The following is a 25,189-nucleotide window of genomic DNA, read 5'->3' as shown; positions in this document are numbered from 1 at the left end:
TAAGCGTGTTCGGCTGTCTTGATGGATGAGAGCGTATGTTCATCGACAGAAGTATGATAGATTTGCATCGGAAATCAGTCTTTCAACCACCCAGTGCAACTATCTGATCAGGAAATACTGTCTGCCATACAACTTGGCGACGAGCGGATGTTTGAGGCCGTGTTTCGGCAGCATTACAACCCGCTTTGCCAGTATGGCTACTCGTTCCTGAAAGACTGGGACGATACCGAGGAGGTGGTGCAGGCGGTTTTTATGGTCATCTGGGAGAAACGGGACGCGCTGGAAATCAATACGTCGCTGAAGTCGTACCTCTACCGGGCGGTGCACAACCGGTGTCTGAACCGGATCAAACACCTGGCTGTTCAGGCCGAACACCGGAACCACGTGGAGGCCGAGCTGAACCAGTCGTACGAAGCGCCGGCGCAGGTGCTGATGGCCAACGAGCTGTCGGAACGTCTGCACGATGCCATACAGGTTTTGCCCGAGCAGTGCCGGCTGATTTTTATGATGAGTCGGTTTGAGGAGCTGAAGTACCAGGAAATTGCCGACCGGCTGGGTCTGTCCATCAAAACGGTGGAAAACCAGATTGGTAAGGCGCTCCGTATCCTGCGGACAGAACTGGCCGAATACCTGCCGGTGATCATGTTGTTGGGGATACGGATGTATGAATAAGTTACAGACGTTTGTGGTTCGTAGTTTGTGGTTTGTAGTTAATCCGTGCGGAGCAACTACAAACCACAAACTACGAACCACAAACTAACCTAAAAACGATGGCGAACGAGTACGGACAGCCAATAGATGACAGCCTGATCGGCAAGTACCTCGCCGGGGAGACTAACCCCGACGAGTCCGAGCGGGTGCGCCTGTGGCTGAGCCAGCGCGATCCGTCCGCCGAAGTCGATAACCAGAAGGAGTTTGAGCGGTTCGAGCGGATCTGGGAAACAGCCGCCCAGCTCAAACCGCCATCGGAAGAGCGCAAAGCACCGGTCGATACGGATGCCGCCTGGCAGAAGATGCGAAGCCGGATGCAGACTGGCAGCAGTACGGTGTCGGCCCCGGCTCCTTTTACGGTCGTTCGGCCCGACGAAAAAGACGAAGCGGCCCCGGAAAGCAACCAACCCGTTGTCAGACCGCTGCCATCGGATACTCAGCTTGCCCGTCCGCTCTGGAGCCGGTACTGGCAGATTGCGGCCGCGCTCGTGCTGGTGTCGGGCCTGGGCTGGTTCCTGCTCAAAAACCAGCAGACCGAGCCGGTGGCAGTGCCGCAACTGGCCGTTACCTCAACGGGCAAGACCGTAGAAAAGACACTGCCCGACGGCTCGAAGGTGTGGTTGAACCGGGGGAGTAAGCTGAGTTATCCGCAGACGTTTGCCGACGACAGCCGCGAGGTGGTACTTACCGGAGAGGCCTTCTTTGAAGTGAAGCCCGATCCGTCGAAGCCATTCCGTATCCAGGCCGGTCAGGCCACGGTGCAGGTGTTGGGTACGTCGTTCAGTGTGCGGGCCTACGACAGCAACGTACGCGTGGCTGTCCGGACGGGTAAGGTGTTGTTTGCCGCGAAGAAGAAAGAAGTAACGCTCGTTAAGAACGAGCAGGCTACGTTTGATAGCCGGGCCGATACAATCCGGAAATTAGTCAGGGTCGATCCCAATGTGTTTGCCTACCGAACGGGGCGGCTGGCGTTTAAAGGAACGCCCCTGAGTGAAGTCGTTCAGACAATCAATGAGGTCTACCGGGCGGACGTTCGGCTGGCTAACGCTCAGTTAAACAACTGCTTGTACGCCAATACCGGTTTTGAAAATTACGACACGGTCGAAACCGTCGTGTACGTAGTGTCCGAAACAATGGGGCTGCGCGTTCGGCGGGAAGGCGATCGGTTTATCATTGAAGGCACAGGCTGCCCGCAGTAATTTTTGTGCTGTTGATAGGGGGAAATGCGGCAAGGGCTGTCTTATCGACAAACGCATCAATTGCTATGTACATTCACCGTTACGTACTGGTTTTTCTTGGCTGGCTGCTCGTCGTCGTTTGTTCGGCTAAGCCTACGCCACCGCTGGAGCGAACCATTACCTTGTCGATCAGTAATGAGCGCCTGGATCGGGCGTTGAACATAATCGGCCGCGAAGGGCAGTTAAATTTTTCGTATAGCCCTTCGGTGATCAATGAAGGCAGCCTTGTGTCGCTGCGGGTGTCGAACAGTACGGTCCGCGACGCGCTGAATCAACTGTTTCGCGGCTCGGTCACGTACAAGGCGCGGGGGAATTACATCATCCTGATCCGGGCCGAACTCCCGGAGGTCGACGACCGCCCCAAAAATTTCTATCTCGACGGCTACATCCTGGACCAGGCTACCGGTCAGAAGATTGGGCAGGCCAGTGTTTTTGAAAAGACCACGCTGGCATCAGCCATCAGCAATCCCTACGGCTACTACCGGATCAAGCTGCCTACCGAGCTGCCGACGCTGCAACTCCAGGTTCGTAAGCAGAACTACGTGGGGGAAACGGTGCGGGTAACATCGCGGCAGTCGCACACGCTCAACATCCGGCTCGAACCGTCGCCCCTGAGCCGGACCGTTCAGCCGCTCACCATCCGGCAGTCGGTCGATACGACCCGTCGCATCGCCGTGGCGGTGCAGCAGCCTATCCAGCCGATTTTACTGGCCTCGGCCGATACCAGTCAGACCCCTAAAATATCGGCCTGGCAGCGGGGTAAACAGCGCCTGACCGACTGGTTCATGTCGACCAAATCGGAAATTCACGAAGCCAACCTCGTCGGCGATACGCTCTACCGCGACGTACAGATCAGCTTTTTGCCGTTTGTGGGCACCAATGGAAAGCTGAGCGCCCGGGTGATTAACCGGACGTCGTTCAACATTCTGGGCGGCTACTCACTCGGTAATACGGGCGTAGAGGTAGGCGGTTTCCTGAACGGGGTTCGGGGCGAGGTAACGGGCGTACAGGTGGCCGGCTTCGGCAACGTAGTTGGTGAGCGGATGGATGGGGTGCAGGTAGCCGGCTTCGGTAACGCCGTTCGTACAACGGTGCATGGGGTGCAGGTAGCTGGGTTCGGCAATGCCATTGGCGACGATATGCATGGCGTACAGGTGGCCGGCTTTGGCAACGTAACGCTGGGGGGGCTGCCGGATGGGGTGCAGGTAGCGGGTTTCGGCAACGTGACGGCTCGTAATGTACGGGGCGTACAGGTAGCCGGGTTCGCTAACATTGGTGCCCGGGAAGTTGATGCCGTCCAGGTAGCCGGTTTTTTTAATCTGGCTGCGCAACGGCAACGGGGTGCACAAATCGCGGGTTTCGGCAACGTAGCCGCGGCCGAAGCGACCGGCCTGCAACTGTCGGGCTTTTTCAACGTAGCGGGTAAAGGCATTCAGGGGTGGCAGATTGCCGGTTTTTTCAACTCAGCCAAAAGCGTCACCAGCGGCACCCAGATTGGTCTGTTCAACGTCTCGGGCTCGTCCAGAAACGTACCGATTGGCCTGCTAAGCTGGGTCCAGAAAAATGGGTACCGTCGGTTAGAGGTTTCTACGGATGAAGTAAACCGGGCCAACCTGACGTTCAAAACCGGTAAGGCGGCCTTTTATAACATTTTCACCGCCGGGTCCAATCTGGAGGATGCTGATCGGCCGTCGTGGAGCTTTGGGTACGGTCTGGGATCAGCTATTAACCTGCAGCGGGGTTGGATGCTCAACTTCGATCTGACCGGTAATTACCGCCTGCCGACCGGCTGGGCTTTCTTCGATGAGGGTAGTCAGCTGTACCGCCTAAGCATGGGTATCGAGAAAAAACTCACCCCGGGCCTTGCCCTCGCGGTCGGCCCTACGGCGAACTGGTTCGTCAGCCAAAACGAAACGACCAAGCCCGGCCGGGTCATCGATGTGCCGCTCTTCACGGATCGGTTCGATACGTTTGGCAATTACAACGCGGGTTGGGTTGGCTTCCACGCAGCCCTGCGGATCTGCAGCCGGTAACTTTTGTCTTCGCTTTTATTCTACCCCAAACCGGTCCGGCGTACTGGTTTGGGGTAATGCGTTAAAGCTAATTTAACGTAGTAAAAAAAGTGCCTTTTCATAACGTGCCGGATACTTCTGCAACTATTGGAAAAATACTTTTTATTGCCGTAGGGGGGACCTGTAAACAAGCTGTCTTAGTGCTGTAAAAACCTGAATAACAGCATCATGAAAGTCAACACTTCCCTCTTTGTAGTGGCCTTTGGCCTGCTCGCCGGCGTCGCTAAAGGCCAGCCCCTAACCCAAACGATTCGGGGTGCCGTAATCGATCAGGTTCTGCAAACGCCCATCCCCGGGGCTACTGTCGTTATCGTTAACTCCACCCCGTTGAGAGGGACATCCACCGGTCCCGATGGTACGTTCCGGCTCGCGGCTGTCCCCGTTGGGCGACAAACCCTGAAGATCTCATTCATGGGGTACAAGGACTTGCTGCTGTCCAACATCGTCGTTGATGCCGGTAAAGAACTGGTCCTGACCGTCAACCTTGAAGAAACCGTGCAGCAGGTCGCTGAGGTAACCGTAAAGCCCCAGATCGAAAAGGATAAGCCGCTGAACGAGATGGCGGCCGTCAGTGCCCGAACCTTTTCCGTCGAGGAAACCCAGAAGTTTGCCGCGGCCGTAAACGACCCGGCCCGGATGGCCACGGCTTACGCGGGCGTAGTGGGGGCCGACGACGGCGGCAATACCATTGTGATCCGGGGCAACTCCCCAACCGGGCTGCTCTGGCGGATGGAGGGCGTTGAAATTCCGAACCCCAACCATTTTGCTAACCTCGGCACGGCTGGGGGTGGTATTTCAATCCTGAGCGCCCAGCTGCTGGCTAACTCCGATTTCATGACGGGGGCCTTCCCGGCCGAATACGGCAACACGCTGTCGGGGGTGTTCGATCTGCGGTTGCGGAAAGGCAACAACGCCAAACGCGAACATACGGTGCAGGTCGGACTGCTGGGCGTCGACGTATCCAGCGAGGGGCCGTTCTCCAAAAAATACAACGGATCGTACCTGTTCAATTACCGGTATTCGACGCTGGGGCTGCTGTCGAAACTGGGGGTGTCGGTTGGTTCGGCGGTGAATATCTTCCAGGACCTGTCGTTCAACGTGTATCTGCCCGCCGGGAAGGCCGGTACGTTTACGGCCTTTGGGTTTGGTGGGCTAAGCACCAGCAACACCGACGCCGTGAAGGATTCGACTAAATGGGTGGGTGAGTTCGACCGCTATACCGACCGGTTCTTCGCCAACACGGGCGCGGCCGGTATGACGCACACCATCAACTTTGGCCGGAATGCGCTTTTGAAAACGGTATTCCTGGCGTCGGCGTACCGGACGGGGTACCGGAGTGAATACCTGGATGAACAGTATGCTTCATCGGCCCGCACGAATGAGTCGTTTACGGTACAGAAGCGGATTGCGTCGAGTACGCTGACGTACCGATTCTCACCAAAGCTGACCGTACGTACCGGATTGATTGGTACGCAGTTGGTATATGACCTGTCGCGTAAGGACTGGAACCCTGATTTACAGGTGCTTCAAAGCCAGATTCAGGCCCGGAATTCGACCTATACTGTTCAGAGCTACGCGCAGGTCAACTACCGGATTACCGATCAGCTGACGGTGAACGCCGGACTGCACTACCTGCGCCTGCTGCTGAATAACTCCGATGCCGTTGAACCCCGCGGCTCCATACGCTGGGCGTTTTCGCCGAACAAATCGATCAGCGCCGGCTATGGACTGCACAGCCAGCTACAAAACATCGGTACGTATTTCACAACCGACAGCCTCGGAAATACGCTGAACCAGAACCTTGGATTTACTCGGTCGCACCACCTCGTGCTGGCTTACGACTGGTCCATCAACGACCACCTCCGCGTGAAAGCTGAAACGTACTACCAATCTCTGTTCAACATCCCTGTTTCGGCCGACAAGCGTAACTCGTTCGCCCTGGTCAACAGCTTCGATGGCCTGACTACCGAACGGCTGGCGAACAAAGGCATTGGGCGGAACTACGGCCTGGAGCTGACCGTAGAGCAGTTTCTGCACAACAACTTCTACTTTTTGTGGTCGTCGTCGCTGTATAACTCAGAATACCGGGGTTCAGACAGGATCTGGCGGGATACGCGCTTCAACGGCCGCTACGCGAGCAGTTTCCTGGCGGGTAAAGAGATCAGCACAGGCGACCGGGGTTTGTTCCGGAAAAGCGTGATTGGGCTGAACGTGAAGGTGACGTATTACGGTGGCTACCGTACGACACCGGTCGACCTGGAGACATCGCGGCAGAAAGGGGAGACCGTGCTGGTGGAGTCGGCGGCTTTCTCGGAACAACTGCCGGATTATTTCCGGGCCGACATTCGCCTGAGCTGGAAGAAAAACCGCGTTTCGTCAACCCGGACGCTCTCGCTGGATGTGCAGAACGTAACGAATCGCCAGAACATTTTCGGGCAGTACTACGACCCCCGCGCCGGGCAGCTCAAGACCAGCTACATGACCGGCCTGATTCCGGTGCTGAGCTACCGCATCGCATTTTGACGAATACCGTACGGGGACATAGGCAACGCGTGGCCGATCAGAGTGCTCTGATCGGCCACGCGTTTATGGTTTCCGGGTGTCCTGCCAGACTAACTTTTCGTTGGAGCGCGTAGCGGTAAAATCAGGGCATCGACCATCGCCCCGGCCGCTGAGTCCCCCATCAGGAGAGCATACGACATTACAGTTTTCGTCCACCAATTGACTCGCAAAATCACAGCACTGGTAAACAGGGATATAATAAACGGTCTGCCCTTTGTACAAGTATCTATACACCTTGAGGGGCGGGTTCCAAACGGGTGCTTGCTTGATTTTCTCAATTTCGTCCCGAACGCACTGCGGAGTGCCTTTGGGAAGGCGATCACGGTCACAGCCAAACGAAACGGCCATGAGACCAACGAGTAGATAGGCTATTCTTTTCATGAGGTATGGCTAAAAATGACGTCAATTTCGCCATTAAGACGCAGAATAATAGGCAAAAGTTGAACCCGGTATGTGAAAAACTATAAAACCAGGCATGAGGCCTGTCGATAACAAACTACGTGGCAAACGCAGAAAGCTGCACAGGAGCGACCCGCTTGACTAGGTCGCTCCTGTGCAGCTTTGCAGATATGTAAATCAAACTATTTTGTTAACGGGCTACACGAAGGTCGCATCAAAATCGTCACGGAGGGCCGAACAGCACCGTCATTACTTCGCGGACACTGCGGCTTTTGCGGAGGTCGCGCCAGATGTCGGCCCACTCGTGGAAGTTCAGGTAGATTACGTTGAAGGAGGTTACCGGCTTGGTCAGGCCGTAGACAGGTTCCTCGGTTTCTTCCTCGAACGTACCGAACAGCCGGTCCCAGATGATGAACGTTGTCCCGAAATTTTTATCGATGTACTTTGGATTGCGACCGTGGTGCACGCGGTGGTGCGAGGGCGTCACGAAGACGTATTCCAGCCAGCGCGGCAGCTTGGGAATCACCTCCGTATGAATCCAGAACTGATAGAGCAGATCAAGCTGGTAGCAGGTAAACGTAATGACGGGATGGATCCCCGAACACCAGACCGGTGTAAAGAAAATGATTTTCAGATACTGCGTCCACGAGTTGCGGAAGGAGGTCGAGAAGTTCAGGTGCTCCGATGAATGGTGCGTGACGTGGGTAGCCCACCAGACCCGCTGCTTATGCGCTACGAAATGCGCTACGTAGTTGCAAAGGTCGATGCTCAGGTACGCCAGTACCCAGACCCACCAGGTGTTTGGCAGCCGCCAGGGGACCAGCTCATAGAAATACCAGCTCATGCCGACCGTAGCGGCTTTCAAAACACCGTTGATTACCAGGCTCCCCAGCCCAATGCCCAGCGATGCTTTGAAATCCCGGCTATCGTATTTCCGGTCATCATCGTGGCGGGTGAGCCACCACTCCAGGGCTATGCAAACGACAATAAGAGGCACGGCGTACAACACAATCGGTTGTACGTCAGCTTGCACTGACTCAAATTTCATGATTGGTAGTAAGAAAGAGGTGCGTTAGAAATGGATTCGTTCATGAACGGGCTGGCCTTTCTCAGGGTCAATACCGAACATGTCGACGTAATGAACTTTAGGAATCAGGCCGGAGCCGGGCGATACCTGCACGAACACTTTTTGCAGGCAGGCCGAATGGCCATTGATGGTCGTCATCGCGACGGGCTTTCCTTGCCGGTACACCACCTTAATGGGGCGCTTGCGGAACGCGTTCAGACTGACATCGTAGGCGTCGGGGGCGTCCGGAGCCGGATTGTGTTTGTAGCCATAGGCCATGTGCCATTGGACCGAACTCAGGTCTTCGCGCTGGCCCCGGTCGGCATACCGAATCCAATACACCTGGATCGGCTTTCTGGTGTCGAGCCGACCGTCGGCGGTCAGGTTCGCGTCGTACACGATGGTATTGGCGTCTTTACTGCGCTGAATGTAAAACAGCCGGTTGGATGAGGTCGGGGGCGACGGAAAGGAGTCACGCCCGGCGGCCTGAACGGGCAGGATACCCTGAAGCAGCAGAGCTACCAGCAGAGCGAGGAAGGAGATGGGTGCGCTATTCATTGTATGTGTTGTTGTTAGTTGATTGGATCCGATTGGGCAATAGGGTAGCCGCTCCCACCGGAATGGCCGGTCAGGCGTACAGTTAACCCAATACATTGCTACGTTCTTACGGCCGGTTAGGGCACGTAGGGAGGGGGCACGCACGGCACCTGTGCGTTCGGGACTGTCGGCTCGGTGGCGGAACCGGCCCATACGAATAGGTTGACGAAACCGGGTCAGCCGGCGGCTGGTGTGAAGTTTGATGCACGAGCGGCTGTGTCAGACTGGGAGCCGCCGATGCTGGTGAAAAGGATGCGTGCATGATTAAAAATGGTTGTATTACTGTTCATCTACAGCCCTAAGACAACCGCTTTTGCCCGCACCCCTATGGATGAAGTGAAAAATTTATAAAAATATCCCCAACCCCCGAAGGCCGGTTGGTCGCTGCCGGCCTTCAGAGCTTGGGTGGATGCTTACTTCAGATACTTTTCAATCGTCTGCCGGATCAATTGACGACTGGCTGCGGAGTTATACGTCGATTGCTGGGCAGACGCAGCCAGTTCGTCCAGTTCGCGGCCGAGGACATTGCCTTTCACCTGCCCGCGCAGGGCTACCGTTGTGCGGCTGGCCAGTACCTCATTCCACACGGCGCGGACGTCGGCCCAGTAGGCCCGGTTCTTCTGCCACCACGCTTTGGCAGCCTGGCATTTGGCTTCATCGGTACGTTTGTAGGTGTTCAGGCCTTTTTCCGAAACCAGCAATTGGTCACCAGACTCCGTGCGGATAATCTTGTCGTTGTCCTGCTCATGTACGTAGCCGTCGGCCGTAATCTCGTGGTGGTTGGTTCGGCGCAGTACGTTGTAGTCGCTTCGTTTGGTGTATTCCCGACGGGGCAGGGGCGCATCGGCCGTGCTTTCCCAGAAGTGCCGCCCATCGGCGTGAACCCACGTAGCTGAGCCTTCGTAGCGGGGGCTGTCGTCGACCTCGAAAACCTGCTGTGTCCACTGCCCTTTGGCCTGCGCCGGGGTAAGACGAACGCGTTTCCAGGTCGCGTTCTGGTCGAACTTCAGCAGGCTGGTGTTCTCAAACAGCCAGTCTTCGCGCCAGTGCTTGATCACCATCGTTTCGCCCGGCGTGGACGCGCCGATGACCAGCAGGTGCTGGATAACGATCTTGCCTGGTCGATCCTCTTCCACAAATACCCATTCGGTTCCCTTAGCCCGGTAGCGGTCTTTGAACGAGTAATTCTTGTCGGGCGCGAACGTCTCGGCGTACACGAACTCGACATCATGGCAGCCGCACTGGCCTTTGATGGCGGCAATATCCTGAGCAGTTGGAGAGGGCTGGGCATGACTGATACGGCTTAAGAGAGCAAGCCCGGTAAGTAAGCATAATAGGCGCATAGGTAACGTGTTTGTAATGAGATCGTTAAATTTCTGAATTTATTTAGACTTTATACAAATAACTGAAGAAATTGTTTGGAATCATTCTAAAGAGGATATAGGTTTGTGCCAGGTATTCATGAAAACCTTCACAGAAAGGCTCAAACGTGAGGCATTGAGGTTTAAACCGGTTGTCCGCTGTTGGGCACCTGACAGCTACCTAACTACATACACTTAGTAATGTAATCCCATGTTATACCACTACTCTATCAGGGTCATTCTTGTAAACCATATTTGCCAGTTTGTTTGTCTACTATCTTTTTTAGTAGTAGGCAGTTCCGCTTTAGCGCAACAAAACGCCAGTATAAGAGGGGCAGTCCAAACCGCCGATGGTAAACCAGCCGCATTTGTGAGTGTGAAACTCAAGGGTACCAGCCGGGGTAGCATTGCCGACGCTCAGGGACAATTTCGGATTGATCGCGTGAAGCCGGGTACGTATACCTTGACGGCCAGTTTGGTAGGCTTGCAAACGCAGGAGAAGATGGTTACCGTCGCCGTTGGGGAAATTATGACAACCGACTTTACTCTGGCTGAAAATAACGAGCAGCTTCAGGAGGTGACCATCACGGCCGGGCGGACCTTGAAGCCGGATTCGAGGCAGCTTAGCCGGATGCCCATCAAGTACCTTGACGATGTGCAGGCGTATTCGGTCGCGACCAAGGAGGTCATCCGCGAGATTGGGGCCACCGACTTTCAGACAGCACTTCGGGCCGTGCCGGGGGCAGCCGCAGCCACCACCGATGGATACGGCTATACAACCTTGTATCTGAGAGGCTTTGCCGTGTCGCCTAACTTTCGTAATGGTCTTTTCAACAATACGCTGACGGGCGGGGACCCGCAGAGCATTGAACAGATTGAGGTGCTTCGCGGCCCCGCCGGTACGCTCTTCGGCTCGTCGGGCACCGCAGCTTCGTATGGTGGAGTCATTAATAAAGTAACTAAAACAGCCTTCAACGGCCAGCTTTACGAAGGAAGTCTGGCGCTAGGGAGCTACGGCCTGACTCGCGCAACGGCGGATATCAACACGGTGCTAAGCCAGGAGAACAACGTGTTTTTTCGGCTTAATGTAGCCTACCAGGTTGACCCGTTCTGGCAGCAGACCAGCGCCAAGCAAAAAGACATGCTTGTCGCGCCTGTCTTAGTGTATAAACCCTCCGATAAACTGCAACTGAAGCTCGAAGCCGAGTTGAATTCAAGCCAGTACCCGTATAAGTTCTATTTTTTGACCGATGGGCTGGATTTATCACGTCCCCGCAACATTCGAGACCTACCCCTGCGCTACGACCGCTACTACGGTGATCAGCAGTTTCGCAATGTCAAGCCGGTCACACAGAACTTTTTTGCCGGTCAGGCGCAGTATACGCTCAGTTCCGGCTGGAAACTAACGGCCGACCTACAGAAGACGATGTATGACCACACAAACGGAGCTTTCTTTCCTTACTTTCGGTCCGACACGCTGATGGCGCGCGATTACTACGATTACGACTATCAGTTTGATGCTACCACCGCTCAACTCAACCTGAACGGTCAGTTCCGGCTGGGGCGAATTCAAAACAACCTACTGGTAGGGGTAAATGTGCAGGACGTTCAGCAGGCGTCGCAGGGGCGTTACAGTGCCACGCCATTCCACATGGATACCATTAACTTGGCGCGGGATTTTGTCCCGATTGCTAATCCGACTACAGCCCGTGCTAATGCCAATAACGTGACGTTTACGTACCTGAACCAGTTTCGGTCGACGGGTCTGTACGTAGCTGATCAGGTGGATCTGACCAACCGGTTTCACGTGCTGCTGAGCCTACGTTACGATTGGTACTACAATCCCGGCTACGCAGATTTTAGCCGCCAAAACCCCCAACCGTACCGACAGGGCGCTTTGTCGCCCAAGCTGGGGGCCGTTTATCAACTTATTCCTGAAAAACTATCCCTTTTCGGCAACTATTCGACGGGTTTCAACAACGTGGCCCCCACGTCCTTGCAAACCTTCCAGCCCGAGTTTTCGCGTCAGTGGGAAGGGGGGGTAAAGCTGGCTCTGAATAATATCCTGACGGGTACTCTCAGCTACTACGATATCGCGATTAGCAACGTGGTGCGGCAGAGTCCGACCAATCAGCAGCTTCGTATCCAGGATGGTACGCGCCTGAGCCGGGGGATCGATGTTGAAGTGGTGGCTAATCCGCTACCTGGCTGGCGGATTCTGGCCGGCTACGGCTACAACAACAGCCAGTTTGAGCGCGCCGACGAAAGCGTGCAGGGTAAACGCCCGGCGGGTGTAGCGCCCCACGCGGCTAACCTCTGGACGACCTATGCGGTTCAGACAGGAATCCTGAGAGGATTAGGCTTCGGGTTTGGGTTTAATCACTACGCACAGAATTTTAATAATGACTTAAACACCTTTGTGATTCCGGCTTATACGGTGCTCAACGCAACAGTGTTCTATAACGTAGGCAATTGCCGCTTCAGCCTGAACGGCAACAACCTGACTAACCAACGCTACTGGAACTACGCGGGTCTGCCGCAAAAGCCCATTAACTGGCTGGCGAGCCTGAGCGTCAGGATCTAACTAGACCGAAGCCCGCGAACGGAAGCTAAGATGCCACCGACGGTTTCGGTGGGCCGACAAAATTAGCGCATGAATCGAATTTATCTGCGCTTCAACCTGCCGCTGCGTGGGTTCACGTCCTCATGAACTGGCGGCTTACACTCTGCTAACCGCGTTATGCAGCCGATCGGTTTACTATCCATTAACAGGCTGGTTATGCGGCCGACTCGGTACTCAAATCAACCACATCTCAGGAAGTAATTGATTAACAAAATTTTGTCCATCATTTGAAACGAGTCTAAATAATTATCCTTAGCGTATGAAATTTCGCTTTACATCCATACTTATACTTATGCTGTTACCGGCTCTGGTTCACCCCAGCACTGGCGACCTGTTTCACCAGGATCGGCAGGAGGACAAAACTCTGGGCGCTACCTGGCGCAATTCCAACTACGCCATTCATGTCGGTAGTATCTACGGCTTACCAACCAAGCTGCTGGCCAGCTTTGTCGCTTTGTTTCTGGCCAGTTTACCCGTCACCGGTTTCCTGATCTGGTGGGGTCGCCGAAAAAAAGCGGCTAAGGCGGTCATGCGCCGGGCTACACTGATGAATCAAAATTATTCAGCCAATTGATTTACCGAATGTTAACCAAGTGACAAGTAAATTTTTGGGTGTTGTTTAAAATGAGTCTAAATACTAATTACTTTTGTCGTATGAAGTTTAGCTATACCTGTATACTTGTACTCATGCTGTTGTCTAACCGGATAATGGCTCAGTCGCCTAAAGGCACATTACGAGGTAACGTTACCACCCTCGATGGCCAACCGGCCGCTTTCATAAACGTAGTAGTAAAAGGTGGCAAAGTCGGTGTCACCACCGATGGAGACGGCAATTTTACCTTGCGCAATCTGCCAGAAGGTGAACAGACGCTGCTCGTCAGTGCGGTTGGTTTTGAGCCGATCGAACAAACCGTCACCGTATCATCTAACCCTGAGGCTACCGTCAGCGTAACCTTAAAATCAACGGCCAAGCAACTTGGGGAAGTGGTTGTAACCGGTCAGAAGCGCCGGACCGCCACGGCAACCAAATTAGACGTGCCCCTGCTCGATATTCCCGTATCGGTGCAGATTGTCGGGCAGGATCTGATTCAGCAGCAGCAAATCATCAATATGGCCGATGTGGTCAAGAACGTCAGTGGTGTAACGCTGACAGGTTCTTACAGCGGTGGGTATCAGTTCTTCAACTCGCGTGGATTTGACATGAACAACTGGACCAACTTCCGGCGAAACGGAACGCTGCTCTGGAACATGGGTAACCACTTCGCCGATTTCTACGAGAATATTGAGTTTCTGAAAGGACCGGCCGCTATTCTGTACGGCGACGTAGCGCCCGGCGGCATCATCAATTTCGTCACTAAAAAACCGCTCAATTATAATTATCGCCGGATTGATCTGAAAGTGGGTCAGTACGGACTGGTTCGCCCGTCGGTTGATATCAGTGGCCCGCTGAACGCCAGCCGGACGCTCAAATACCGGCTCAACGCTACTTACGAACGGTCGAACAGCTTCCGGGATGTGGTGAACAACAAAACGTTGATGCTGGCCCCGGTAATCACCTGGGATATTTCACCGCGGTTGTCCTGGACGGTTGAAGCCAACTATAAGAAAGACAATCGGGTGGGCGATCCGGGCTTGGTTTCGCCAGACAGAACGTTCCAGGGATTGAGCCGACTGCCGATCAATACGTTCCTTGGCGAGAAAAGCGCGACCTACAATTATTTGAACACCAGCTTATTCTCAACGGTCAATTATCAATTGAGTCGTAGCTGGAGCGTCCGGAATCTGCTCAGCTATACGCTGACCGAGCGGACACCCCTGAACATCTACCCGCAGAATGACGCTGATTTGCTCGGAAACATTACCCGCCAGCAGTACTATTTCAAACAACGGTTCAACACCTATACCGCATCACTCGATCTGGTTGGCTCGGTAACAACCGGACCGCTGACGCACAACGTTCTGGTGGGCGCCGATTACGTAGAGGATACGAACCTGGGCCTGGGTTTTCTTAGCGTAGAAATTCCGGGGACATTCAACATGTTCCGGCCGAACTACGGCGAGCAGGTGCTGGAACCGTTTAAGGAAGAAGCTGACAACTATCGGTCGTTCTACACCCGCTGGGGCTTCTACGCGCAGGATCAGATCGGTTTGTTCAACGATCGGTTGCAGGTTCTGCTCGGGCTGCGCTATAATCAGTACACCAATGGTAACCGTTACGACAATGCCAGCGACGTACCAGAAGGGTACAAGCCTGTGGAAGTGAATCCATTGATACCGCGCGTTGGTCTGGTGTATAAACCCCGCACGTGGATGTCGGTGTACGGTTCGTATAGCCAGAGCTATGAGGTCAACGGCTTCGATTATATTGATCCGAACCTCATGCTTCAAAACACAAAGGGTGACCAGATTGAAGTAGGCGTGAAGAGCAATCTGCTCCGCGAACGGTTAGGCGTGACGGTGGCTCTGTTCAGGATCAACAAGGATAATGTGTATACGTATGCCGACAGCGACCAGCGACCAACCGGCTTCCCTATCATCAACTGGTCTGAAGATGAACGGTACTATACCTATTATGCCCCCCGCTATCAGAGCCAGGGTATTGAAGTAGACGTAAATGGCCGGATTACGGATAATCTGAAGGTCAACGCGAATGCCTCTTTTATCCGGGCCGAAGTAGTTGATGATCCGGCTTTCCCCAAAGGTAACTGGTTACCGAACCAGCCACGCCAAAGTTACAGTGTGTGGGCATCATACCGCGTACCGCGTCTGCTGCCGGGCCTTGAGTTGGGCTACGGTATTTTCCACAAAGGCCAGTTTTACGGTGCGCTTGACAACACGGTTGCCAGCCTGACCAGGCCGTATTCAACCATGGATGCCAGCATTGCCTATGCATGGAAGGGGTTCAGGACGCAGCTCAACGTAACGAATCTGACCAACCAAACGTCGTATTTGCGGCAGTTTGGTGGGCGCTGGGAGCCGCAATGGCCGCGTCGGGCAATTTTGGGTGTATCGTATAAATTCTGACTGTTATGAAACTGGCCCGGCGCATCTTCGCACTTCACTCGTGGTTAGGCCTGATCGCCGGGCTGTTCATTCTCGTGTTTTTCCTGACGGGGTCGATCATCGTTTTCCGCGAAGAACTGAACCTGTGGGAGCATCCGCACTTGCTGCGCGTGGCGCCGAAAGCCCAGCGGCTACCCTACCAAACGATCTACGAGCGGGTCAGCATCCAGGTGGCAGACACGTATCTGTATTCGTTTCGAAGGCTTCCCAAAACGCCCGGAGAAACCATTGAGATGCGCATCTATGAGCCGTCGACCGGGCGGTACGGCCTGCTCTACGTAAATCCGTACAATGGCGAGGTGCTGGGTAAAACCTTCGATAGCCTGTACGACATTCTGCTCACGATCCACTACGAATTTTACCTTGGCAAGTTCGGTGAGTTTCTGGCGGCCATCTTTGCGCTGGCGCTACTGGGTTCGGTCATTACCGGCCTGTACGTGTATCGGAAATCACTGCTGAAAGTCCTGCTGTTTCAATTCAATGGAAAATGGACCAACTGGCGAACGATCTCCTCAAACCTGCACCGGATTATGGGTGTCTGGGGACTATTGTTCAACCTGATCCTGGCGTTAAGTGGCTTCTGGATGATGAAATATGCGCTGGAAGTCAGGACCCATTTCAGCAGCAAGCCAACCGTTGAAGAAACGCAGGCGCCACCGGTCGTTCGTGTCAACCTCGACAAACTGGTACAGCAAACGCTGACGTTATTTGGTGGGCGGGTCAATAACGTTTCGTTTCCGCGGCAGGAAGACGCTCCCGTTCGTATTTATGCAACCTCGCCCGGCCAGAACTGGCTCTACGGTGAATACAGCAGCTACGCAGAGTTCGATCAGCAAACGGGTGCTGTAAAAACGGTATTTCGCGAACGGGATCTGAGCAATCTGGAACGCTTTGAGTACACGTTGTACACCCTGCACTTCGGGCAGTACGGCGGCTTGCCCATCAAAATCCTCTACGCGTTTATGAGCCTTTCGGGGGCCGTTCTGACGGTGACCGGCTTTTTGCTGTGGTACCGTCGCAAAAAGTTCAGAAAACAGACCACGTTAATCAGGACTTCTGATAAAGACCGGCTGCGGCCGTCTTATTCGCTGAAACACTGATTGTAAACCTTCAACGCTATGAACGTTCTTGTTTTTCGTACCAATATTAACTCGGCTCAGCGTGTTCATCAAGCGGCCTGCCGGTTGTGTAAACTAAAAGGAATCTGCCGCTGGAGTGTCGACCTTGAAGACTGCGATTGTGTGCTGCGTATTGAAGCCGAAACGGTGGCCGAAGTCGACGTAATCCGGGTTATGCAGAAGGCGGGATTAAAATGCGAAGTCCTGGGTTAACTCCTGGTTATAAAACAAAAAAAGCCCACGCGCAAACGTGGGCTTTTCTGTGTAAAGAGGGATATTATTCGAACACGTTACCGTCGTAGGTAACTTTCGACAGCTGCTTGTCCAGCTCAAAGATTTGGTCAGCCGGGATCTGGTCGAACAGGTCAAGGCAGCGACGGGCGATGTATTCTTCTTCCATCTGCTCTTTCACGTACCACTTCATCAGCTCTTCCGTTGCGAAGTCGTTTTCCCGGCGGCAAACCGATATAATGCGGTTGATAGAGTCGGTAACGGCAATTTCCTGCTCCAGCGCTCCCTCAAAAACCGACCGCAGCGTATCAAATTCCTGCGCAACGGCCGGAACTTCGGGTGAAATCGCCGTAGCGCCCTGGTCGCAGAGGTAATGGAACAATTTCATGGCATGGCCGCGCTCCTCCTCCGATTGCTTGTAGAAGAAACCAGCGCTGTAGTCAAACCCATTGCGGTCGCACCAGCCCGCCATCGCCAGGTACTTCGACGATGAAACCATTTCCATTTGTATCTGTTGGTTCAGCGCCAGTTCGACGCTCTCTTTGATCGGGGTCCGAAGTCTTACTAAATCTTTCATAAACAGACGATTTTATCCGGTGAGGGTAATCTAATGCCAAATAAACAACAAAAAACCAGTCGGAGTTGTGCGACTGGCTCAACTAGGGGAAATTTAGAAAAAGTCTAGTTGTAGAGTCTACGGCAAGCGGCAGCCGCATTCGCGCAGCAGGCTGTTCAGTTCGAGCATCGTCTGCGCACCACTCAGCAATTCGCGGAGGTGAATAACTTCGCAGAGAGTCAATACGTAGCAACGCTCAGAACGCGGTGGAGTCAGAATCTCAACGTCGTGGGCTAAGTCGGTGCTAAGGGCCATTTGCCGCACATCAATAGTCTCAACCATCCGCCGGAACTGCGCAAAGTCGCGGGCCGACAGGGCCGTGTACGTATCCCAGAACGCCAGAATCAGCCGCTGCGTAGCATCGCATTGGTAAACAACACCCTTGTCGGTGCGGAAGATTTCAATCCAGTCGGTTGAGCGGGAACTTACCGTATACACGTGATCAGATCAAGTTTAATGCACTTTTGAGTAGCAAATATACGTAAACTTAGAATATTTCTAAACAAGACGACCGCAGTAATTTGGAAATCATACCGGCTTTTCAGCGACAACGGTACGTTTGTAGAAAAAGCCGACAATGACCGTCGGCTTTTCACAGAATTCATCTTGTTTTTATACAACATCCCGGCTGCTCAATCGCATGGGTTATGCACCCGGCGTAGGGGAGGGCTGAGCAGGGCGCTGGTCAACGGGCATATCGTCCTCAAAGAGGTCATCCAATCGCTGTTTTTCCTTCCATAGCCGCTTTTCCCGCTCAGAGCTGAGCACAACAACGCCGTTCTCAAGCAGCCGGGGCTGGAGTTCGCGCTTTCGTTCCTTCTTATGATGCTTTTTCTTACGCGGTTCATTAATAAACGCCGGCTGGTCGTTTCGGGTGAAATATGTCAGTAGACCCGATGCAATGAGCAAGCCCAACAAAGTCAGGGTTAGTTTTGTCGCTTCCATATCGATGTGTTGAGTATAGTGAGTATACGCTAATATAACACTATTTTTATTAAAATCTACTTATAATGGTGTAATAATCTATAGAACATTAGGATTATTTCACTGTGCAGAACGTCCGGCCTAAAGTGAGCTAATGGTCCGGAACAGCCATCGAAACGAACCGGATGCCCCTATACGCAGCCAGCCGCTCGTGTGATACAGAGCGGCTGGCTGCGTATAGGGGCATCCGCCGGTTTTAAACAGTCAGTTTCTTTACATTCGCGAAGCTGGTAGCAATACAGTCCAGCGGAGGACGCTTGCAAACGTCCTGCTCCACGAAGAAGTGTTCGATACCCGCAGTTTTCCGGGCATCCATAATGCGCTGGAAGTTGATGGACCCCGTGCCGACTTCAGCAAAAGCCCGCTCCGACGATTTTTCCATGTCCTTCAGGTGGACCAGCGGGAACCGGCCGGGATTCTGCTTGAACATATCGACCGGATCTTTGCCGGCAAACACGACCCAGTACAGGTCAAGCTCCATTTTGACCAGCTTCGGATCGGTGCCTTTCAGCAGCAGGTCGTAAGGCATCTGGCCGTCTACCGGCTGAAACTCAAAGTCGTGGTTGTGATAACCAAACTGAATGCCTTGCTTTTTGGTGGCTTCGCCTGACTTATTGAACAGGTCAACGTAGCGTTTGTAATCGTCCAGCGTTTTGCGTTCGTTGGGGAACAGGAAAGCGCAGATCATATACTTCAGGCCAACCTCTTTGGCGTCGTTGATTGCCTGCTCCCAGCCGTTGGTCAGCGTCCCTTTCACAGCCGGCATGGCTGAGCCAACCAGGTAGTGGCCACTCACGGCGCTCAGCCCCAGGCTGTCCAGCAACTGCTTGAACTCCTTGGGCGACTTGCCAAAAAACTTACCGTCGGCGTACCCAAACGTTTCGACCTCTTTGTAGCCGATTTCGGCTACTTTCTTTAATGTGCCTTCTACGTCTTTGCTTAGTTCGTTGCGCAGGGTGTACAACTGAAGACCAACTTTATCCAGGGGTTTGCCGAACGCAACGCGACCGGTCAGGAACGTAGCCGAAGCCGCCAGAGCGCTTGTTCTGAGAAACTGGTTACGCGAAATTTTGTGAGTCAGTGACATAGTCAGGAGTTAGTAATGTGTTACCAAAGGCTTACCGACGCGAAACGGCGGTCGATGAATAACTAAGGCCGAAGCCGAGTTTGTATAACGGATTTTTCGAACTGTACGGTACGTTGTCTTTCTGTGCCTGAACCGCTTCCATTAACGAGAAGTCAAACAGAACGGCCGGACGATCCAGATACATATTGGCAAGGGCCGGACGGTCGCCCGGCAACGAGGCATCCCGGGGTAAGGTCGACGCGGACGGAACCGCCAGGATACCGGGCAACCAAAAAGCGGATTTTGCCAGTGACTTCATACTATCTTAGCAACGCAGAACGACACCCGATACGTGAATCAGCGCTCCAGCGCACTGATCGGATATTGTATCATAATGGTACAATAATATGCTGTAAAATTCGAATAACAAAGTTTTCTTTACCAGGAATTTAGCCCCACCGTAGTCTATGCAGCGCAGCACCGATTTACACGAATTTCTGAACAGCGAACAGCAGTGGTTGCCCAGCCTTTCTGTCGACTGCGTTATTTTCGGCTTCCACGAAAATGAGCTGAAGGTGTTGCTGCTGACGTTCCGGCGGACGGATCTGCTGGCTTTGCCGGGCGGGCTGGTTCACCGGCAGGAGGATGTCGACGACGCGGCCAAGCGCATTCTGGCCGAACGTACCGGGCTGACGGACATCTATCTGGAGCAGTTCCATACGTTTGGGCAACTCGGTCGGGGCAGCGATCACTTTGGTCGTAAAATTGCCGGGGCAAACGGGGTGGACCTTCCGGCCGACCATTGGTTCACGCGCCGGTTTGTGTCGATTGGTTACTACGCGCTGGTGGATTTTTCGCGGGTGGTTCCATCCCCCGACGTATTATCGGAATCTATCGGCTGGTACGACGTACGGGAGTTGCCTTCGCTGGTGCTTGATCATTCGCTGATTGTGCAGAAAGCACTCGATACCCTTCGGCTGATGCTCGATCACCGACTGGTAGGCTTTAACCTGCTGCCGGAAACCTTTACGATGGGTGACCTGCAGCGTCTGTATGAGACCATTCTGGGTAAGAAGCTGCTGCGTACCAACTTCCAGCGGAAGATGCTGAGCCTTGAAATTCTGGAGCGGCTGGACAAAAAGTGGACGGGTGGCGCCCATAAAGCGCCTTATCTGTACCGGTTTGATACAAAGAAAGGCGAGGAGTATCTCAACAACGTAGACAATCGTCCGGAAAGAATAAATACGTAGAAAGTTGTTTACCTAATTATGACTGTGTCGACAGACACTACAGATATGAAAATCCTGGTAGTAGAAGATGAACCCAAAACCCTGCACGCCATTCAGCAGGGGCTCGAAGAGAGCCAGTATGAGGTAGATATAGCGTATGATGGACTGATCGCCAAGCGGTTAGCCTTGAAGAATAATTACGCGGCCATCATTTCCGATGTCATTCTGCCGGGGCTGAATGGTTTTGAGCTGACGCATGAACTCCGGGCCAGCGGCTTATCGACGCCGATTCTGCTGCTGACGGCTCTAGGCGAAACCGACGATAAAATCACCGGGTTTGACGCGGGGGCCGATCAATATCTGACTAAACCGTTCCAGTTTTCGGAACTGCTGGCACGGCTACGGGCCATGACCCGGCGGGGTACGCAGGTAGCCATGACCGCACAGACGCTGCGGTACGCCGACCTCGAAATGAACCTGGATTCCAAAACGGTTACCCGGAACGGGCAGCCTGTCGACCTGACTGCCCGCGAGTTTGCGCTGCTCGAATTCCTGATTCGTAACCAGGGGCGAGTCCTGTCGAAAGCGGCTATTGCCGAACATGTGTGGGACCTGAATTTCGATACCGGCACCAACGTAGTAGAGGTATACATCAACTACCTGAGGAAAAAAATTGACCGGGATTTCCCGACCAAACTCATTCACACACAGTTTGGTATGGGGTATGTGTTAAAAGAGGAGTAAAGGAGGAAGGGAGGAAAGGAGAAAAGGAGCTTCGACCAGAGTCCTTTACGCCTTTCCTCCCTTCCTCCATTTCCTCCTTTCCTCCCTTTCCTCCTCTCCCCATGACCATCCGTACGCGCCTGACGCTTCGTTTCACGGCCCTGGTTTCGGCCATTGTGGCGCTGACTTTTGCCAGCATCTATGGCTTTATCTGGTATTACATCACCTCCGATTTTTACCACCGGCTCGACCGGAAAGCCAACACCTATGGCGAACTCTTTATCCGGCAGCGCCTGGAGCCGCAGTTGCTGCGTCGGCTGAGCCAGCTGCGAAAAGACCAGCTACCCAACCAGAAAATCACCGTTTACAACGAGCAAAACTTCCCGATCTTCACAACCAACGATCTCATTACGCTGGGCATACCCAAGTATGAACTGACCAATGTCCGGCAACAGAGCCGACGGGATTTTCGCTGGAAAAACTACTACCTGTCAGGAATTGTGTACGAAACTCCAACGGGTCAGTATGTGGTGCTGGCCAGTGCCGAAAACGTATATGGCGATCAGTTTCTGCGCCGGATGATGTGGGCATTCGGGGGCGTCTTTCTTGCTATCACGACAATCGTTGCCTTTTCGGGCTGGCTCTACGCGGGCGATGCCCTGCAGCCTATGCAGCAGATTGAAAAGCAATTGAGCTACATTTTCCCCCGTACGCTGCATGAACGGCTGCCGGTTTCGCCCGAGCAGGACGAAATCAGCCGGCTGTCGTCTACCATCAACCGGCTGCTCGACCGGATTGACGAATCGTTTCGGCTACAGCGGATGTTTGTGGCCAACGTATCGCATGAGTTGAAAAACCCGCTCACGCAGATCAGTTCACAACTGGAAGTGGCGCTGCTTAACCGGCGGGAACCGCAGGCCTACGAACGAACGATCCGATCGGTTCTCGACGACGTTGGGGAGCTGTCGGCCCTGACGCGTGAACTGCTGCAGTTGTCGCAGGTGAACCGCGACGACGCCGTAGGGTTACTGACCGATGCGGTCCGTATCGATGAAATCGTCTGGGACGTTCGCGACGAAGTAAGCGGTATCAATCCCCGCTACCAGGTAACGGTCGATCTGGGCGAATTGCCCGATGATTTTGATCAGCTGGCCATACCCGGAAATGCCGCTCTGCTCCGGACAGCGCTCAAGAACCTAACCGAAAACGCCTGCAAGTTTTCGTCGGACGGCCAGGCGTTGATCCGTGTCGGCTTTGAAGAGCAGGTGGTTCGCATCAGCGTTGAAAACGAAGGCGATCCCATTCCCGCCGATGATCTGCCGTATATATTTGAACCGTTCTACCGCGGCCGACAAACCGCCGAAACCCGGGGGTATGGTGTTGGGCTTTCGCTGGTTGAGCGCATCATCCGGCTGCATCGCGGCCATCTGACGGCCCAGTCAGGAGCCGGTAAACCCACGGTGTTTACAATAGAGCTAATTCGTTAGCCTGTTTCTAAGGACTTTCTAAGGAAATGTTTAGATATTATTAATATCTGGTACTTACTTTTGGTGTATGTCACGGTTTCTTGATAACCAGCTTAAACCGGCCAGGATGGAAGACTTGCTGGACGATACTCGTCTGGCGTATAGTTCACCGGGGCGGGTGGTACCGACGAAGGCTACCCCGTCTACCACGCCCCGGACTCCTCCATCCCCCAAGCCGGATTGGCTGCTGCTCCTAATGATCGGTCTGATTTTGCTGACGCTGCTAATTATCTGGCAGACGGATCTCATTCGTTTCTTCTGATAATCAGTTCATTTTTTCGACTTTGTTCCATTCTATTTCCATCGACTGATTATTCCAGAAATATCTAAGTAAAATCTAATAATCCGTTAAGCACTTTCTAAGAAGTAGACAGGAACTTTGATCCACTAACGGAGATGTCAAGTTGTAGCGGATGGGACAGCCTCTGTGATAAAGTAAATGGATTGCTGTGAATCAGGACTACTTCGTCTGATTCGCGCCGTAGCTGATTGAGATGGTTGCTAATAACCCTGTTGGGACGCTGATCCTGACAGGGTTTTTGTTTTTGTACAATTTTATGGCTTTTCCAATTTCTAAGATTTTTCTAATTTTTTTCTAAGCCTGCTCTTAGTCTGTGGGGCCACCTTGCCAAAAAAAGAAAGAAACACACGCCGGATTGTTGCACCAAAACACGTTGTCTTGGTTCGGCTTATGCCTTCTCAACTATGATAAATACACAAATTGCACGCAGTGTACGGAGCCCACGCACCTACAAACTACTCATGCTGATGGTAATCGGCGGAGTAATGGGCTGTACGTCTAATGAAGATCAATCGAAAAAAACCGAAGAAAAGCTCGCCGTTCCAGTCGTACGGCTCACCCGGCAGCCCACAACGCTTCAGCGCGAGTACGTCAGCTCACTCGAAGCCATTCGGAATGTCGAAGTAAGAGCCCGTGTTTCGGGTTTTCTGGAGAAAATTCACGTCGACGAAGGGCAGGGGGTCCGAAAAGGGCAGCTGCTGTTTACCCTGAACAAGGCGGAATACAATGCCGAAGCTGATCGGGCCCGGGCTACCCTGAAAAGCGCGATGGCCAGCGAAAAAACGGCGGCCGTGGAGGTGGAGCGGGTAAAAATGCTGGTCGACAAAAAAATCATATCGCCCTCCGAACTCCAGCTGGCTAAAGCCAAGCTTGAGTCGGCCCGGGCGCAGATAGACGAAGCCAGGTCTGCACTGGCCAAGGCTAATCTGCACCTCGCCCACACGAACATTCGGGCACCGTTCGACGGGGTAATCAACCGGATTCCGTTTAAAATGGGCAGCCTGATCGAAGAAGGTACCCTGCTGACCATGGTCTCCGATCTCCACGAGGTGTTTGCCTATTTCGACGTATCAGAAAAAGAATATTTAGACTTTCTGAAGAAAAACCGCAACCTGGTTGGCAAGGGTGGGCAGGCCGTTGAGATGGTACTGGCCGACGCATCGGTTTATCCCCAGAAAGGCCGCATCGAAACGATGGAAACCATTTTCGACGAAGAGTCTGGTACGATTTCGCTGCGGGCCCGGTTTCCTAATCCACAGCGCTTGCTGAAGCATGGTTCGTCGGGCATCATCCGGCTGGACAATTTCATGAGTGATGCGCTGCTGGTACCCCAGCGTGCCGTCTTCGAAATCCAGGATAAAAACTACGTCTACGTCGTTGACGCGGCCAACCGGGTGAAGTCCAAAAGCTTCGTGCCGCAAAGCCGAGTTGGTAAGTACTACATCGTCAAGTCGGGGCTGCAACCCGGCGAACGGGTCGTGTATGAAGGCATCCAGAACGTAAAAGACGGCATGCAGATCATTCCCCGTTCGACACCCGGCAAGGGGGATCAGGCTGAGGAGGTAGCCAAGAATTAAGCTTCCAGTTTACGGATTTCAAGTTTGCAGCCGGGCGGGTCGCAGAACCGCCCGGTCGGTACCCCGAGTACTGTAAATTGTACCAGACCTATGATGCGTTTCGGTAGTGTTGCTGAACACCGAGAA

The 25,189-nt window shown here is 53.6% G+C and carries 23 protein-coding genes; 14 read left to right on the top strand and 9 right to left on the bottom strand.

Annotation, left to right across the window (positions count from 1 at the left end):
• Positions 1–93: 93 nt before the first annotated feature.
• The 4 genes from DYU11_RS26500 to DYU11_RS26485 all read left to right on the top strand — a co-directional run bounded on the left by DYU11_RS26500 (position 94) and on the right by DYU11_RS26485 (position 6,544).
• The gene (locus DYU11_RS26500; protein ID WP_119670757.1) at positions 94–672 is read left to right on the top strand and encodes an RNA polymerase sigma-70 factor; all 579 of its coding nucleotides are present in this window, start codon (positions 94–96) and stop codon (positions 670–672) included.
• Between the two features lie 98 nt (positions 673–770).
• Positions 771–1,910 (top strand): FecR family protein, encoded by a 1,140-nt coding sequence (locus DYU11_RS26495; protein ID WP_119670756.1) that lies wholly within the window; start codon positions 771–773, stop codon positions 1,908–1,910.
• A gap of 65 nt (positions 1,911–1,975) precedes the next feature.
• Positions 1,976–3,982, top strand: a complete 2,007-nt coding sequence (locus DYU11_RS26490) for a secretin and TonB N-terminal domain-containing protein (protein WP_119670755.1) — start codon at positions 1,976–1,978, stop codon at positions 3,980–3,982.
• Between the two features lie 207 nt (positions 3,983–4,189).
• A complete protein-coding gene (locus DYU11_RS26485; RefSeq protein ID WP_119670754.1) occupies positions 4,190–6,544 on the top strand; it encodes a TonB-dependent receptor in 2,355 nt (784 codons plus the stop codon).
• 63 nt (positions 6,545–6,607) lie between these two features.
• Here DYU11_RS26485 and DYU11_RS26480 read toward each other — a convergent pair whose 3' ends face one another.
• The 4 genes from DYU11_RS26480 to DYU11_RS26465 all read right to left on the bottom strand — a co-directional run bounded on the left by DYU11_RS26480 (position 6,608) and on the right by DYU11_RS26465 (position 9,988).
• Entirely contained in the window at positions 6,608–6,964 is a 357-nt protein-coding gene (locus DYU11_RS26480) for a DUF6970 domain-containing protein (protein ID WP_229366060.1), read from the bottom strand.
• 241 nt (positions 6,965–7,205) lie between these two features.
• Positions 7,206–8,030, bottom strand: a complete 825-nt coding sequence (locus DYU11_RS26475) for a sterol desaturase family protein (protein WP_119670753.1) — start codon at positions 8,028–8,030, stop codon at positions 7,206–7,208.
• A 24-nt stretch (positions 8,031–8,054) separates the two neighbouring features.
• Positions 8,055–8,606 carry a DUF4833 domain-containing protein gene (locus DYU11_RS26470; protein WP_158600366.1) on the bottom strand — a complete coding sequence of 184 codons (552 nt, stop codon included), beginning with the start codon at positions 8,604–8,606 and terminating at the stop codon, positions 8,055–8,057.
• Between the two features lie 452 nt (positions 8,607–9,058).
• The gene (locus tag DYU11_RS26465) at positions 9,059–9,988 is read right to left on the bottom strand and encodes a DUF6607 family protein (RefSeq protein WP_119670751.1); all 930 of its coding nucleotides are present in this window, start codon (positions 9,986–9,988) and stop codon (positions 9,059–9,061) included.
• A gap of 229 nt (positions 9,989–10,217) precedes the next feature.
• Between DYU11_RS26465 and DYU11_RS26460 the strand changes: the two genes are divergently transcribed.
• From DYU11_RS26460 to DYU11_RS26440, 5 genes are all read left to right on the top strand, one after another.
• Entirely contained in the window at positions 10,218–12,590 is a 2,373-nt protein-coding gene (locus tag DYU11_RS26460; protein ID WP_119670750.1) for a TonB-dependent receptor, read from the top strand.
• A 298-nt stretch (positions 12,591–12,888) separates the two neighbouring features.
• Positions 12,889–13,203 carry a PepSY domain-containing protein gene (locus DYU11_RS33715; RefSeq protein WP_119670749.1) on the top strand — a complete coding sequence of 105 codons (315 nt, stop codon included), beginning with the start codon at positions 12,889–12,891 and terminating at the stop codon, positions 13,201–13,203.
• A gap of 80 nt (positions 13,204–13,283) precedes the next feature.
• Positions 13,284–15,653 (top strand): TonB-dependent receptor, encoded by a 2,370-nt coding sequence (locus tag DYU11_RS26450; RefSeq protein ID WP_158600365.1) that lies wholly within the window; start codon positions 13,284–13,286, stop codon positions 15,651–15,653.
• A gap of 5 nt (positions 15,654–15,658) precedes the next feature.
• Entirely contained in the window at positions 15,659–16,792 is a 1,134-nt protein-coding gene (locus tag DYU11_RS26445; RefSeq protein WP_119670747.1) for a PepSY-associated TM helix domain-containing protein, read from the top strand.
• 18 nt (positions 16,793–16,810) lie between these two features.
• Positions 16,811–17,023 (top strand): hypothetical protein, encoded by a 213-nt coding sequence (locus tag DYU11_RS26440; RefSeq protein ID WP_119670746.1) that lies wholly within the window; start codon positions 16,811–16,813, stop codon positions 17,021–17,023.
• A gap of 64 nt (positions 17,024–17,087) precedes the next feature.
• On the opposite strand, the gene DYU11_RS26435 is transcribed toward DYU11_RS26440, so the two are convergent.
• The 5 genes from DYU11_RS26435 to DYU11_RS26415 form a co-directional block, all read right to left on the bottom strand.
• Entirely contained in the window at positions 17,088–17,618 is a 531-nt protein-coding gene (locus DYU11_RS26435) for a ferritin (RefSeq protein WP_119670745.1), read from the bottom strand.
• A gap of 117 nt (positions 17,619–17,735) precedes the next feature.
• Complete coding sequence (locus DYU11_RS26430; protein ID WP_119670744.1) at positions 17,736–18,095, bottom strand: hypothetical protein; 360 nt, start codon at positions 18,093–18,095, stop codon at positions 17,736–17,738.
• A gap of 207 nt (positions 18,096–18,302) precedes the next feature.
• The gene (locus DYU11_RS26425; RefSeq protein WP_119670743.1) at positions 18,303–18,602 is read right to left on the bottom strand and encodes a hypothetical protein; all 300 of its coding nucleotides are present in this window, start codon (positions 18,600–18,602) and stop codon (positions 18,303–18,305) included.
• A 235-nt stretch (positions 18,603–18,837) separates the two neighbouring features.
• Positions 18,838–19,728, bottom strand: a complete 891-nt coding sequence (locus DYU11_RS26420; protein WP_119670742.1) for a sugar phosphate isomerase/epimerase family protein — start codon at positions 19,726–19,728, stop codon at positions 18,838–18,840.
• A 31-nt stretch (positions 19,729–19,759) separates the two neighbouring features.
• Positions 19,760–20,026: a hypothetical protein gene (locus DYU11_RS26415; protein WP_119670741.1), complete on the bottom strand. Its 267-nt coding sequence runs from the start codon at positions 20,024–20,026 to the stop codon at positions 19,760–19,762.
• 148 nt (positions 20,027–20,174) lie between these two features.
• Here DYU11_RS26415 and DYU11_RS26410 point away from each other — a divergent pair, with 148 nt between their 5' ends.
• The 5 genes from DYU11_RS26410 to DYU11_RS26390 all read left to right on the top strand — a co-directional run bounded on the left by DYU11_RS26410 (position 20,175) and on the right by DYU11_RS26390 (position 25,063).
• Positions 20,175–20,957, top strand: a complete 783-nt coding sequence (locus DYU11_RS26410) for an NUDIX hydrolase (RefSeq protein WP_119670740.1) — start codon at positions 20,175–20,177, stop codon at positions 20,955–20,957.
• Positions 20,958–21,002: 45 nt separating this feature from the next.
• Positions 21,003–21,680: a response regulator gene (locus DYU11_RS26405; RefSeq protein WP_119670739.1), complete on the top strand. Its 678-nt coding sequence runs from the start codon at positions 21,003–21,005 to the stop codon at positions 21,678–21,680.
• Positions 21,681–21,781: 101 nt separating this feature from the next.
• Positions 21,782–23,146, top strand: a complete 1,365-nt coding sequence (locus DYU11_RS26400) for a sensor histidine kinase (protein ID WP_119670738.1) — start codon at positions 21,782–21,784, stop codon at positions 23,144–23,146.
• A gap of 67 nt (positions 23,147–23,213) precedes the next feature.
• Positions 23,214–23,447, top strand: coding sequence for a hypothetical protein (locus DYU11_RS26395; RefSeq protein ID WP_147368040.1), 234 nt, complete (start codon positions 23,214–23,216; stop codon positions 23,445–23,447).
• Positions 23,448–23,947: 500 nt separating this feature from the next.
• Positions 23,948–25,063 (top strand): efflux RND transporter periplasmic adaptor subunit, encoded by a 1,116-nt coding sequence (locus DYU11_RS26390; protein WP_229366058.1) that lies wholly within the window; start codon positions 23,948–23,950, stop codon positions 25,061–25,063.
• Positions 25,064–25,189: the final 126 nt, after the last annotated feature.

Source organism: Fibrisoma montanum (genome assembly GCF_003583365.1).
Lineage (GTDB): Bacteria > Bacteroidota > Bacteroidia > Cytophagales > Spirosomataceae > Fibrisoma > Fibrisoma montanum.
This window is presented reverse-complemented; position numbering and strand designations above follow the sequence as displayed.